Annotated in this window: 12 protein-coding genes; 10 read left to right on the forward strand and 2 right to left on the reverse strand. The window is 70.1% G+C overall.

Translation table 11 applies throughout. The features are described 5' to 3' along the window. Positions 1 to 2 precede the first annotated feature (2 nt). Entirely contained in the window at positions 3 to 374 is a 372-nt protein-coding gene (locus WA675_RS02465) for a LapA family protein (protein WP_336081500.1), read from the reverse strand. Positions 375 to 487: 113 nt separating this feature from the next. Between WA675_RS02465 and rlmN the strand changes: the two genes are divergently transcribed. From rlmN to WA675_RS02500, 7 genes are all read left to right on the forward strand, one after another. Further along, a complete protein-coding gene (rlmN, locus tag WA675_RS02470) occupies positions 488 to 1597 on the forward strand; it encodes a 23S rRNA (adenine(2503)-C(2))-methyltransferase RlmN (protein ID WP_336081501.1) in 1110 nt (369 codons plus the stop codon). Positions 1598 to 1836: 239 nt separating this feature from the next. Next, positions 1837 to 2268 carry a hypothetical protein gene (locus WA675_RS02475; RefSeq protein ID WP_336081502.1) on the forward strand — a complete coding sequence of 144 codons (432 nt, stop codon included), beginning with the start codon at positions 1837 to 1839 and terminating at the stop codon, positions 2266 to 2268. A 127-nt stretch (positions 2269 to 2395) separates the two neighbouring features. Continuing rightward, positions 2396 to 2818, forward strand: a complete 423-nt coding sequence (locus WA675_RS02480; RefSeq protein WP_336081503.1) for an uL11 family ribosomal protein — start codon at positions 2396 to 2398, stop codon at positions 2816 to 2818. 87 nt (positions 2819 to 2905) lie between these two features. After that, the gene (locus WA675_RS02485; protein WP_336081504.1) at positions 2906 to 4759 is read left to right on the forward strand and encodes a serine/threonine-protein kinase; all 1854 of its coding nucleotides are present in this window, start codon (positions 2906 to 2908) and stop codon (positions 4757 to 4759) included. 57 nt (positions 4760 to 4816) lie between these two features. After that, positions 4817 to 6277 carry a serine/threonine-protein kinase gene (locus WA675_RS02490; protein ID WP_336081505.1) on the forward strand — a complete coding sequence of 487 codons (1461 nt, stop codon included), beginning with the start codon at positions 4817 to 4819 and terminating at the stop codon, positions 6275 to 6277. 75 nt (positions 6278 to 6352) lie between these two features. Next, positions 6353 to 7483 (forward strand): serine/threonine-protein kinase, encoded by a 1131-nt coding sequence (locus WA675_RS02495; protein ID WP_442945535.1) that lies wholly within the window; start codon positions 6353 to 6355, stop codon positions 7481 to 7483. A 43-nt stretch (positions 7484 to 7526) separates the two neighbouring features. Next, positions 7527 to 8498, forward strand: a complete 972-nt coding sequence (locus WA675_RS02500; protein ID WP_336081506.1) for a LysR family transcriptional regulator — start codon at positions 7527 to 7529, stop codon at positions 8496 to 8498. Between the two features lie 62 nt (positions 8499 to 8560). Here the strand turns inward: WA675_RS02500 and WA675_RS02505 are convergent, their stop codons facing one another. Then, positions 8561 to 8830, reverse strand: a complete 270-nt coding sequence (locus WA675_RS02505; RefSeq protein ID WP_336081507.1) for a DUF2631 domain-containing protein — start codon at positions 8828 to 8830, stop codon at positions 8561 to 8563. Between the two features lie 95 nt (positions 8831 to 8925). Between WA675_RS02505 and dxr the strand changes: the two genes are divergently transcribed. The 3 genes from dxr (at position 8926) to ispG (ending at position 12774) form a co-directional block, all read left to right on the forward strand. After that, positions 8926 to 10107, forward strand: coding sequence for a 1-deoxy-D-xylulose-5-phosphate reductoisomerase (gene dxr, locus WA675_RS02510; protein WP_336081508.1), 1182 nt, complete (start codon positions 8926 to 8928; stop codon positions 10105 to 10107). Between the two features lie 201 nt (positions 10108 to 10308). Beyond that, complete coding sequence (locus WA675_RS02515) at positions 10309 to 11505, forward strand: M50 family metallopeptidase (protein ID WP_336081509.1); 1197 nt, start codon at positions 10309 to 10311, stop codon at positions 11503 to 11505. A 117-nt stretch (positions 11506 to 11622) separates the two neighbouring features. Beyond that, positions 11623 to 12774 carry a flavodoxin-dependent (E)-4-hydroxy-3-methylbut-2-enyl-diphosphate synthase gene (ispG, locus tag WA675_RS02520; protein WP_336081510.1) on the forward strand — a complete coding sequence of 384 codons (1152 nt, stop codon included), beginning with the start codon at positions 11623 to 11625 and terminating at the stop codon, positions 12772 to 12774. Positions 12775 to 12823: the final 49 nt, after the last annotated feature.

Consider the following 12823-nt stretch of genomic DNA (forward strand, 5'->3'; position numbering starts at 1 on the left):
GGTCAGGGCTTCTTGGCGGCGCGGCGCAACTGCAGGATGCGCACGCCGCCGACCAGGCCCATCACCAGCGCGCCCACGATCACCGAGAGCAGCACGGTGATGCCCAGCGGCAGCGAGAAGTCCCAGAAGAACAGTTGGACCGGGGCCTGGTCGAGATTCTGGATGATGAAGATCAGCAGCAGCACGCCGAGGATCGCCGCGGCCAGCAGGGCTATCCAGGTGTAGCCGGTCCGCGACTTGACCAGCGCGTCCGGGGTGGGCCGCCGGGTGGGGGTGGTCTCGGCGGGGACCCGCTTGTGGTGCTTGCCGTCGAGGTGTTCGGGGACCGGCTCCTCGGCGGCCGGTGTCGCGCCCGATTCTGCGTTGGTGGACATGACTCGATCATTGCCGACGGCTATGGCCGGTGCACGCATCTTCTCGATAACACCGCCCGGCGTGGCGGCCCGCTCACCGGGGCCGCGGCCGCGTTTGGGACAATGGTGGGATTATGGCCACCTCCCTGCCCCTCGTCTTCGATGCCCCGCGTCGCGGCATGCCGCCGCGCCACCTCGCCGATCTCGACGCGGATGAGCGCAAGACCGCGGTGCAGGAGCTCGGCCTGCCCAAGTTCCGGGCCGACCAGCTGGCCCGCCAGTACTACGGCCGGCTGCAGGCCGACCCGGCCCAGATGACCGACCTGCCCGCCGACGTCCGCGCCAAGGTCGGCGAGACGCTGTTCCCCCCGCTGCTGTCGGTGGTGCGCCACCTGGCGTGCGACTCCGGCGACACCCGCAAGACCCTCTGGCGCGCCCACGACGGCACGCTGCTCGAGAGCGTGCTCATGCGCTACCCCGACCGCAACACCCTGTGCATCTCCAGCCAGGCGGGCTGCGGCATGGCCTGCCCGTTCTGCGCGACCGGCCAGGCCGGGCTCAACCGCAACCTGTCCACCGCCGAGATCGTCGATCAGGTGCGCGCCGCGGCCGCGGCGCTGCGCGACGGCGAGGTGCACGGCGGACCGGGCCGACTGTCCAACATCGTCTTCATGGGCATGGGTGAACCGCTCGCGAACTACAAGCGGGTGGTGAACGCGGTCCGTCGCATCACCTCGCCCGCGCCGGACGGGCTCGGGATCTCGCAGCGTTCGGTGACGGTGTCGACGGTGGGGCTGGCGCCCGCGATCCGCAAGCTGGCCGATGAGGACATGTCGGTGCGGTTGGCGGTCTCGCTGCATACGCCCGACGACGAACTGCGTGACACTCTGGTGCCGGTGAACAATCGCTGGTCGATCGCCGAAGTGCTCGATGCGGCACGGTATTACGCGGACAAGTCGGGGCGGCGGGTGTCGATCGAGTACGCGTTGATCCGTGATGTGAACGATCAGCCGTGGCGGGCGGACCTGCTCGGTAAGAAGTTGCACAAGGCGCTGGGCCCGTTGGTGCACGTGAACCTGATTCCGCTCAACCCGACGCCGGGGAGTGAGTGGGACGCTAGCCCGAAGCCGGTCGAGCGTGAGTTTGTCCGTCGCGTGATCGCCCAGGGCGTCTCGTGCACGGTCCGCGACACCCGTGGTCAGGAGATCGCCGCGGCATGTGGTCAGCTCGCCGCCGAAGGATAGTGTGGGCGCCGGATAGGCCTCTCGCCGAGACCGGCACGGCAACCACCAGCGTCGTCGGGATAGCGTCGCAGGAAGGTGAGGTCGCTCGGAGCGCGGGCATCGCTGGGTCAACTCGTTCGATCAGCGACCTCAGCTATGCGGATCTGGTATTAGTTGAGCCGATGCGCCGCGCTCGGGCGCAGTGACGTTCTCCGGCACAGTCATCCGATGGGAGTCGTCGGCCGCCGACGTTGATCGACATGATGTCCAGCACACAATCGAAGGGTTGCATCGTGGTTGCCGAAGATTCCCTCGCACTGCGTGATCGAGTCGCTCACGTGCGGGAACTTCTCAGAACAGCGCAGGATTTCGTCGTTCCGTGGGGCTACTTCCACGATGAGCTGGCGATGCGGCCGGATTTCCTGAGTGCCGGAGCGGCTGCCGAGAATTCATTGATCGACGCGGCGATCGAGCGCATCGCGGAGAGTCGCGACTGGAGCAGGCCACAGGGTCCACAGCCGACCGTGCACCTTCCTGAGCTCAAGTTCTGGCACGGATTCCGGATCTTCTCGGGGAGAACGGGCATCTTCTTCTACGACCAGCACACCTGTCAGGGTCTGATGGGGGTAATGAACGAACTGAACGGGCCGGTCGACCTTTTTCGCTTCACCACGGTCGCGGTCCCCGGCTGACCAGCACGCGCTTGCGGTCAGTTCGCCGCCGAAGGTGACCCCTCGGCGCTGATCGCGTCGAATATGTTGCGGCCCAGGCGTTATCGTCGTGGGACCGGATCGAGGTGTGGGTTCGAGATCGTTGACTATGGCGCGCGGAACAGCCTCTGTCACAGTCACTATCGAACTCGAGGCGGGCAACGCCTCGCTGATGGTCCTCGGGAAGATGCTCGGGCCCACCGGGATTCCTCCGTTCGAGGTCAAACGCCGGTACGACGCGGCGACGGCGGATCGGCGTGGGGAGATCATCCCGGCCGTCATCACCATCGATGCCCGTAAACGCTGGACCATGCGGCTCAAGACGCCGCCCACGGCGTCGCTGATCCGGGCCGCGCTCGGGCGGGCGGGCTCGCCGCAGCCCGGGCACGTGCCGGTCGGGGCGCTCACCCGGGAGCAGTTGCGGCGGATCGCGGTGCGCAAGCTGCCCGATCTGAACACCACCGATGTGGAGGCGGCGATGCGGATCGTGGCCGGGACGGCTCGGTCGATGGGGGTGCGGGTCGAGGACTGATCCGCGCGGATAGGGGCGCACCGTCTATTTTGGTAGCGGTCGTCGGTGCGTCGGCCGGGACGGATCGGCCGGACACACGGGGGACCATTGCTTGCGACGGGGGATATCTTCGCCGGGTACGCGATCGAGCGGCAGCTGGGGCGCGGCGGGATGGGGTCGGTGTATCTGGCGCGGCATCCGCGCCTGCCCCGCCAGACCGCGCTCAAGCTGCTGAACCCGGAGCTGTTCGCCGACACCGAGATCCGGGCCCGCTTCGAGCGCGAGGCCGACCTCGCCGCGCAGCTCGAGCACCCCAATATCGTGACGGTGTACGACCGGGGGATCGACGACGGGCGGCTGTGGATCAGCATGCAGTACGTCGACGGGGTGGACGCCGCGACGCTGCCGCATCCGGTGGCGGCCGGGCTCGCGGTGCACATCGTCGAGGGCACGGCCGCCGCGCTCGACCACGCCCACCGGGCGGGTGTCCTGCATCGGGATGTGAAGCCGGCCAATGTCCTGCTGGCCGACGCCGACGGTGAGCGGCGGGTACTGCTCGCCGACTTCGGTATCGCGCGTCTGCGCGACGACGTCCATCACCTCACGCAGACCGGTTCCTTCACCGCCACGCTGGCTTTCGCGGCACCCGAGCAGCTCACCGGCGCCACCCTCGACCATCGCACCGACCAGTACTCGCTGGCCTGCACGCTGTACTCGCTGCTGGCCGGGGTCGCGCCGTTCGACGCGGACAACCCCGCGGTGGTCATCCGCGGCCACCTGCAGGCGCCGCCGCCCTCACTGCACGCCCGCCGCCCCGATCTGCCGGTCGCGCTGGACGCGGTGCTGGCCCGTGCCCTCGCCAAGCGTCCCGCCGACCGGTTCGACTCGTGCGCGGAGTTCGCGGCCGCCGCCCGGCGCGCTCTCGGTGGAACGGGGAGTCAGCCGACTGTTGTGAGTGGGGGACCGGCGGGTGCCTACGGTGGCGGATCCGGTGCCGCCCAGCCGTTTCCGTCCTCGCCGCCGGTCGGCGTGCCGCACGAGGCGGGCCGCGTGTCGCCTGTGCCGCCGAGTCACGCTGTGCCTTCACCCGGCGCGTACCCACACGCTGCGCACCCAGGTGCCGGTGCGCAGTCGAACGCCGCGCTCCCCGGTGCCGGTGCGCACTCGCACGCCGCGCTCCCCGGTGCCGGTGCGCAGTCGAACGCTGCGCGTCCCGGCCTCGTCGCGCACCCCGCGCATCCCGGAGCTGGAGCGCAACCCGGCATCGGGGCAGGGTATCCGTACCCCGCGCATCCCGGGACGCCGGGCACACCGGTCCCGGAGGACGCGCCTGCCCCGGATCCCCGCCGCCGCACTCGCCGACTGATCGCCCTGGCCGTGGCCGCCGTACTCGCGCTGCCCGCCGCGATCTGGGCCTGGCAGGACGAGGACACCGTGGTGGCCGAGATGCTTGGGCACACTCCCGGCCACCAGGCCATGGACGCCCTGCACGACGCCTTCCCCGAGATGGTGCCGAGCGGCTACGACAAGGGCACGGGCTACGACGGCCGCCGCTGCGAGGGATACCGGGACAAGGACACCTACAGCGAGTTCTGGACCAAGCGATTCGACGGCTTCTCGGCCAAGTGGAGCTGCGAGGACAAGACCCACGACGGCGCGCGGTATGCCTTCTTCGTCTATCCGACGGCGGATATGGCGGCGAGCGTGGTCTCTCGTTTCTTCGCCGAGACCACCGAGAACGGCCAGTCGACCACCGGTTACCGGGTCGATTTCCTGCGTGGCCGGAAGTCCGCCGAACTGGAGCTCTACGCCGGTTCGGCGGTGGTGTCCACTTTCGCCGAGGCCGGTCGCGAGCGCTGGGTGCTGCTGTTCTACCAGGATTCCGACGGCCCGTCGTATCCGCAGGCCGACCAGGTCGAACCGGCGCTGCTCGCCGAGGTCGCGAGCTTCCCGCTGGGCTGAGGGTCTGTCGCGTTCCCTTGATAAAGTCCCGTCGGACAACGAGATTCGGGGGCGGGGATGATTTCTGCGGGGACGGTGTTCGCCGGTTACACCATCGACAGGCAGCTCGGTCAGGGTGGGATGGGGTCGGTGTTCCTGGCGCGGCATCCGCGGTTGAACCGGCAGATCGCGCTCAAGGTGCTGAACCCGGAGCGGTTCGCCGACACCGAGATCCGGGCGCGGTTCGAGCGCGAGGCCGATCTGGTCGCGCGGCTCGAGCATCCCAATATCGTCACCGTGTACGACCGGGGCGTCGACGACGAGCGGCTGTGGATCAGCATGCAGTTCGTCGACGGGGTGGACGCCGCCGCCCTCGCCCACCCGGTGCCGGTGGAGACGGCGCTGCACGTCATCGAGGGCACCGCCGCCGCGCTCGACCACGCCCACCGCGCCGGTGTCCTGCACCGCGACGTCAAACCGGCCAATATCCTGCTGGCCGACACCGGCGGGCGCGGGCGGGTGCTGCTCGCCGACTTCGGCATCGCCCGCCCGCGCGAGGACGCCCTGCACCTCACCCGCACCGGCACCTTCACCGCCACCCTGGATTTCGCCGCGCCCGAGCAGCTCACCGGGTCCGAGCTGGACCACCGCACCGACCAGTACGCGCTGGCGGGCACGCTGTACGCGCTGCTCACCGGCCGCACACCCTACGAGTCGGACAATCCGGCGCAGATCATCCAGGGCCATCTGCGGTCCACCCCGCCATCGCTACGCGCCCACCGCCCCGAGCTACCCGCCGCCCTGGACACGGTCCTGGCCCGCGCCCTCGCCAAACACCCCACCGAACGCTTCGACTCGTGCGCGGAATTCGCCACCGCCGCGCGCCGAGCTGTACGGCAGCCCGCCGACGGGGGACCGACGGCCGCTGTCCCGTCCGTGCCTGCCAACCGTGCTTCGTCCAGCCCGGCTCCCTATCCTGTGCCGCCTCTCGGCCAACCCGCGCCCGTCGCCGTGCAGCCGTCCGCCCCTCGCCGTGCGCTGGGAGTTCTCGCCGGGCAATCGTCGACCCCGCAGCGCGAGCCGGGAGTTCTGGTGGGGCAGTCATCCGCTCCGCCGGAGCCACTGGGAGTAGCGGCAGGCCAGTCGGCTGCTCCGCAGCGGGGCTCGGGGGCTTCGGTGGGGCAGTCGGCCGCTCCGCGACGTGCGTCAGGAGTTCCGGCAGGTCGGTCATCGGGGCCGCAGGGGCCGGGATCTCCGGTGGCACGATCGGGTACCCCGCGGCGGTCATCGGAGTTTCCGGCGGCGCAGCCGCGTCCGACGTGGGAACCGGCTCCGGCCCAGCATGTGCCTAGCCGCAGTTTTCGTGGGTGGCTGATCGCCGTGGGACTGGTGCTGGTGATCGTCCTCGGTGCGGGCATCTGGGTCTGGAGTGACGACGCGGGCTTCCTCGCCCTGCGACCGGGCAGCTCGGGCGGATATCGGGATCTGAACGCCCTGGCCGTGGGGTTCAGCGGTGTGGTGGGCGCGGTACCGGTGTGAGTGACCCCGACCCTCGATGTACGCCGTTTGATAGGGTCCAGCGCGTCGGACGACGAGCCAGATTCGGGGGTCAGCGTGGTTTCTGACGGAACGGTATTCGCCGGATACACCATCGACCGGCAGCTCGGTCGTGGCGGGATGGGCTCGGTCTACCTGGCCCGGCACCCGCGTCTGCCCCGCTGGACGGCGCTCAAGCTGCTCAATCAGGAGCTGTTCACCGACAAGGAGATCCGGGCCCGGTTCGAACGGGAGGCCGATCTGGTCGCCCAGCTCGACCACCCCAATATCGTGACCGTGTTCGACCGCGGCGTCGAGGACGATCAGCTCTGGATCAGCATGCAGTACATCGACGGGGTCGACGCGTCCACGCTCAATCCCGCCACCCTGCCGCCCGACCGCGCCCTGCAGATCATCGGCGAGACCGCCGCCGCGCTCGACTACGCCCACCGGGCCGGGGTGCTGCACCGGGACGTGAAACCGGCCAATATCCTGCTGGCCCGCTCCAACAGCCAGGAACGGGTCTACCTCACCGATTTCGGTATCGCCCGGCTGCGCGACGACTCCGGCCACCTCACCGAGACCGGCTCGTTCACCGCCACCCTGGCCTACGCGGCACCCGAACAGCTCACCGGCGTCCCGCTGGATCATCGCGCCGACCAGTACTCGCTGGCCTGCACGTTGTACACCCTGCTGACCGGCTCCGCGCCGTTCGAATCGGCCAGCCCGGCCGCGGTGATCACCGGCCACCTGCAGTCCCCGCCGCCGCCGGTGAGCCCGCGCCGGGCCGGGCTGCCGCCGGTGCTCGACGCGGTGATGGCCCGCGCGCTGGCCAAGCGCCCGGCCGACCGGTTCACCTCCTGCGAGGAATTCGTCGACGCCGCCCAGCGTGCCCTGCGTTCGCCGACCACCGGCGCCCGCCCGCTGGCCCGGCCCACCTCGGGCTCGCACGCCCAGCCGTTCGTGGGGATGCAGCCGATGCGCCCGGTGAACGCGCAGGGCAACGCCGCCGCGCCGTATCCGGTGGCCGCGCCCGTTCCGCCGCCGCAGGTCGCGCGCCCGCCGATGCCGCAACCGTGGCAGCAGCCCGTGCCCCGGCCGGTGCCGCCCGCCCGCAACAACTGGGGATCGGTGCTGGGCACCTATGTCCTGGTGCTCGGGGTGGTGGCGGCGATCATGGTGCTCGTCGCGGTGCTGTTCAACCTCTGATCGGCGCGTCGGCCGATCCGGCCGGTGCCATATTCTGGTCAGAATGAGCGACTTCGACGTCACCGCCGCCGACTCCATCGACCTCGCCCGGTTGCGTCGTTTCGTCGCCGTGGCCGAGGAACTGCATTTCGCGCGCGCCGCGAAGGGGCTGCGGATCTCCCGGCAGGCCCTCAGCGCCACCGTCATCGAGCTGGAGCAGGAACTCGGCACCCGGGTCTTCGTGCCCGGTGCCTCGCCGACGACTCTCACCGAGGACGGCGCCGCCCTGCTCGCGCACGCCAGGGCCCTGATCGGCGCCGCCGAGCAGGCCGAACGCGAACAGAAGCCCGAGGCGCTCGCGAGCCTGCGGGTGGGGTTCGTGCCGGGTGTGACCGTGTCGAAGTGGGCGCGGATCTGGGGCGAGCGGCTGCCCGAGCATCCCCTGGAGGTGCTGGGCGTGCCGCAGGGCGAGCAGGAGGCCGCGCTGCGCGAGGGCCGGGTGGACCTGTGCTTCGTGCGGCTGCCGATCGAGCGCACCGCCCTGAACGCCATCCCGCTGTGGCAGGAGACCCCGGTCGCGGTGGTCCGCAAGGACGACGAGCTCTCGCTGCTGGACAGCCTCACCCCGGCCGACCTGGCCGCAGAGCGGATCCAGGACGGCACCGATCTGGATCAGGCCGCCGACACCCTCGCCCTGGTCGCCGCGGTCGGCGGCGCGACCATCGTGCCGCAGTCCATCGCCCGGCTGCATCACCGGCGCGACCTGGTGTACCGGCCGATCGGCGAGACCCCGTTCACCGAGATCGCGCTGGCCTGGCCCGCGGGCGCCGACGGGGAGCTGGTCGAGGAGTTCGTCGGCATCGTGCGCGGCCGTTCGGCCAACAGTTCGCGGGGGGCGGCCGCGGCGCCGGAACCGCCGCGACGGGCGAAGGCGCCCGCCAAGAAGACGGCGAAGAAGCCTGCCGCGAAACAGAACCCGAAGCAGGGTGGTCCGCGGGGCGGCGGCCGCAAGCCGGGGGCGCGGCGCGGCCGCTGACACGAAAACGCCTGCGGCGCAACAGTGTCGCGGCCGCAGGCGGAGTGTCTTCGTACCGAAGGTTACTTCGGGATGCGCTGGGTCAGCGAGTCGATGACCAGCATGGCCGCCATCAGGCCGGCCAGACCGATGAGGAAGATGTCCTCGACATGGCCCTGGTGGTTGCCGATGGTCATGCCGAGCAGGGCGACGATGACGACCCACGCCGCGATACGGGCGGTCTTGCGCGACTCACCGCTCCAGCCCCAGGCGGCCGAGGGCACCTCGGCGGGGTCGACGCTGGTGGCGACAGGGCGCTCGGTGCTGGCTTTTTCGAGGTCCGTGGCGGCCACGATCGCTCCTTAGGGCTCGAGTAACGGTAAGGCGAGTGTGCATATCGTGGCATACGACCGCATGTCGTAGCCAGCAGCCCTGCCACAATGGGCCCGTGTCCCACCCAGCAACGCGTGCCACGCACGACGACACCACGTCCGCCGACCGGGTGAAGGTGCTGCTCCTGGGCAGTACCGGCTCGATCGGCACCCAGGCGCTCGAGGTCATCGCCGCCAACCCCGACCGCTTCGAGGTGGTCGGGCTGGCCGCGCGCGGCGGCAATCGCGCCCTGCTCGCCGAGCAGATGGCCGCCACCGGCACACGTAATGCCGCCGTCGCCGATCCGGCCGCCGCGAGGGAACTCGGGCTCGCGCTGGGCGGTCCCGGCGCGGTGACCGAACTCGTGCGCCGCACCGAGGCCGACGTCGTGCTCAACGCGCTGGTCGGTTCGCTCGGCCTGGAGCCGACCCTGGCCACCCTGGAGTCGGGCACCCGGCTCGCGCTGGCCAACAAGGAATCCCTCGTCGCCGGTGGCTCGCTGGTGACCCGCGCCGCCGCCCCCGGCCAGATCGTCCCCGTCGACTCCGAGCACTCCGCGCTGGCCCAGTGCCTGCGCGGCGGCCGCGCCGAGGAGGTCGACCGGCTGGTGCTCACCGCCTCTGGCGGCCCGTTCCGTGGCTGGACCACCGAGATGCTGGAATCGGTGAACCCCGCCGAGGCCAAGCACCACCCCACCTGGTCCATGGGCCCGATGAACACGCTCAATTCCGCGTCCCTGGTGAACAAGGGCCTGGAACTGATCGAGACCCACCTGCTCTTCGGCGTGCCCTACGACCGCATCGACGTCACCGTGCACCCCCAGTCGATCGTGCACTCCATGGTCACCTTCACCGACGGCTCCACCCTCGCCCAGGCCAGCCCCCCGGACATGCGCCTACCCATCGCCCTGGCCATCGGCTGGCCCGACCGCATCCCCGGCGCCGCCGCACCGTGCGATTTCAGCACCGCGTCGACGTGGACCTTCGAACCCGTCGACGACGAGGTCTTCCCCGCGGTACGCCTGGCCCGGCAAGCGGGCGAGGCGGGCGGCAGCGTCACCGCCGTCTACAACGCCGCCAACGAGGTAGCGGTCCAGGCCTTCCTCGACGGCGCGATCACCTTCCCCGAGATCGTGGGCACCGTCACACGCGCCGTGGAGGCCGCCGATCGCTGGCACGCCGAACCCGATACCCTGGACGACGTCCTCGCGGCCGACCACTGGGCACGGGAGTACGCCGCGAAGACCATCGCGACCTGAACCAAGGGACACGACACGTCAGGCACAACACCCAGCCACCACGGTTTTCGGCCGCCCCGGATCCGAAGGGCGAGACGTAACGGCGTAGCCGGAGTATCGCCCTTCGGATTCGGGGTAACGAGGCCGAAACCCGCGGCGCCAGCCGCCGAGAAGCACTGCCGAAAACCCGCGGCGCCAGCCGCCAGATGACACAGGAGCCAGATGCTGTTCGCGCTGGGGTTCGCACTGTTCGCCCTCGGTATCACGATCTCGATCGCGCTACACGAGTGCGGGCACATGTGGGCCGCGCAGGCCACGGGCATGAAGGTGCGCCGGTACTTCATCGGTTTCGGGCCGAAGGTGTTCTCGTTCCGTCGTGGGGAGACCGAGTACGGCCTCAAGGCGCTGCCGCTGGGTGGTTTCTGCGATATCGCCGGGATGACCGCGCTCGACGAGCTCGAGGCGGAGGAGGTGGAGCGGGCGATGTATCGCCAGTCCACCTGGAAGCGCCTGGTGGTGATGTTCGGCGGTATCGCGATGAACTTCCTGCTGGGTTTCCTGTTGCTGGTGGTGCTGGCGGTGGGGTGGGGTCTGCCGCAGCTCGAGCAGCCGCCCGCGACGTCGCTGGGCACGATGAGCTGTGTCGCTCAGGAGACGCCGGACAAGAGCCTGGCGCCGTGCACCGGTGACGGTCCGGCCCAGCGGGCCGGGCTGCGCCGCGGTGATGTGGTGAAGTCGGTCAACGGTGTCGAGGTGAGTACCTGGGCGCAGTTCCAGGCCGAGACCCAGAAGCAGACCGGTCCGTTCACGTACACGATCGAACGGGATGGGGAGACCCTCACGGTGCCGGTCACCCCGGAGCGGGTGCTGCGTTCGCCGAAGGAGGGCCCGGCCCGTGAGGTCGGCGCGGTCGGCGTCGGCCCCGATTTCGCCGAGCCGCAGCAGTACGGCGTGCTCGCCGCGATCCCGGCGACGGTGTCGTTCACCGGGGATTTCTTCGTGGAGACGGTGAAGTCGCTGGCCAAGATGCCGCAGAAGGTGTCGGCGCTGTGGGAGGCGGTCACCGGTGGCGAGCGCGATCCGGAGACCCCGGTCAGCGTGTACGGCGCCAGCCGGATCGGTGGCGAGACCGCCGAGCGTGGCCTGTGGGGTGTGTTCATCCTGGTCCTGGCCAGCCTCAATTTCTTCCTCGGCGCGTTCAATCTGCTGCCGCTGCTTCCGCTGGACGGCGGGCACATCGCGGTGGTGCTCTACGAGAAGCTGCGTGACATCGTGCGTGGCTGGCTCGGCAAGGCCCCGGCCGGTCCGGTCGACTATCTGAAGCTGCTGCCCGTGACGTATGTGGCGGTGGTGATCGGTGGGGCGTTCATGGTGCTGACCTTGGCCGCCGACATCATCAATCCCATCCGCTTGCAGTAACCGCGGCGAACCTCTGTCGTGGCCCTCACAGGGCGCCGCCCCACCCAGCGCGACTAAGCTCGGCAGCAGACGAGCCAGGTCGAAACCGAGAATTCGCACGAAAGAAGGCAGCCGACCGTGACCAGCACCATCGGATTGGGGATGCCCGCCGCTCCCGCTGCTGTTCTCGCACCCCGGCGCAAGACCCGCCAGCTCAAGGTGGGTTCGGTCGGCGTCGGTAGCGACTCGCCGATCTCGGTGCAGTCGATGACCACCACCAAGACCCACGACATCAACGCGACGCTGCAGCAGATCGCCCAGCTGACCGCGTCCGGGTGTGACATCGTCCGGGTGGCGTGTCCGCGCCAGGAGGACGCCGACGCCCTGGCGACCATCGCCAAGAAGTCGCAGATCCCGGTGATCGCCGACATCCATTTCCAGCCGCGCTACATCTTCGCCGCGATCGACGCGGGCTGCGCCGCGGTGCGGGTGAACCCGGGCAACATCAAGGAGTTCGACGGCCGCGTCGGCGAGGTCGCCAAGGCAGCCGGTGCCGCGGGTATCCCGATCCGGATCGGCGTCAACGCGGGTTCGCTGGACAAGCGGATGCTGGAGAAGTACGGCAAGGCCACCCCGGAGGCGTTGGTGGAGTCGGCGCTGTGGGAGGCGAGCCTGTTCGAGGAGCACGGCTTCGGCGACATCAAGATCTCGGTCAAGCACAACGACCCGGTGATCATGGTGGAGGCCTACCGGCAGCTGGCCGCGCAGAGCGACTACCCGCTGCACCTGGGCGTCACCGAGGCGGGCCCGGCCTTCCAGGGCACGATCAAGTCCGCGGTCGCCTTCGGCGCGCTGCTCGGCGAGGGCATCGGCGACACCATCCGCGTCTCGCTCTCGGCGCCGCCCGCCGAGGAGGTCAAGGTCGGCGGGCAGATCCTGCAGTCGCTGAACCTGCGGCCGCGCAAGCTCGAGATCGTCTCGTGCCCGTCGTGTGGGCGCGCGCAGGTCGACGTGTACACCCTGGCCGATGCCGTGGCCGCCGGGCTGGACGGGCTCGAGGTGCCGCTGCGGGTGGCCGTGATGGGCTGTGTGGTGAACGGTCCCGGTGAGGCGCGGGAGGCCGATCTCGGGGTCGCCTCGGGGAACGGCAAGGGCCAGATCTTCGTCAAGGGCGAGGTCATCAAGACCGTGCCGGAGGCCCAGATCGTGGAGACGCTGATCGAGGAGGCCATGCGCATCGCCGAGGAGATGGGCGAGCAGCCGGGCGCGCCCGAGGTGACCGTCGGCTGATCCGCCACTCACGGTCGGGCCTCGGATTCGGCGGACCCGTACCGCTGCG

It is taken from the genome of Nocardia sp. SSK8, assembly GCF_037034205.1.
Classification (GTDB): domain Bacteria; phylum Actinomycetota; class Actinomycetes; order Mycobacteriales; family Mycobacteriaceae; genus Nocardia.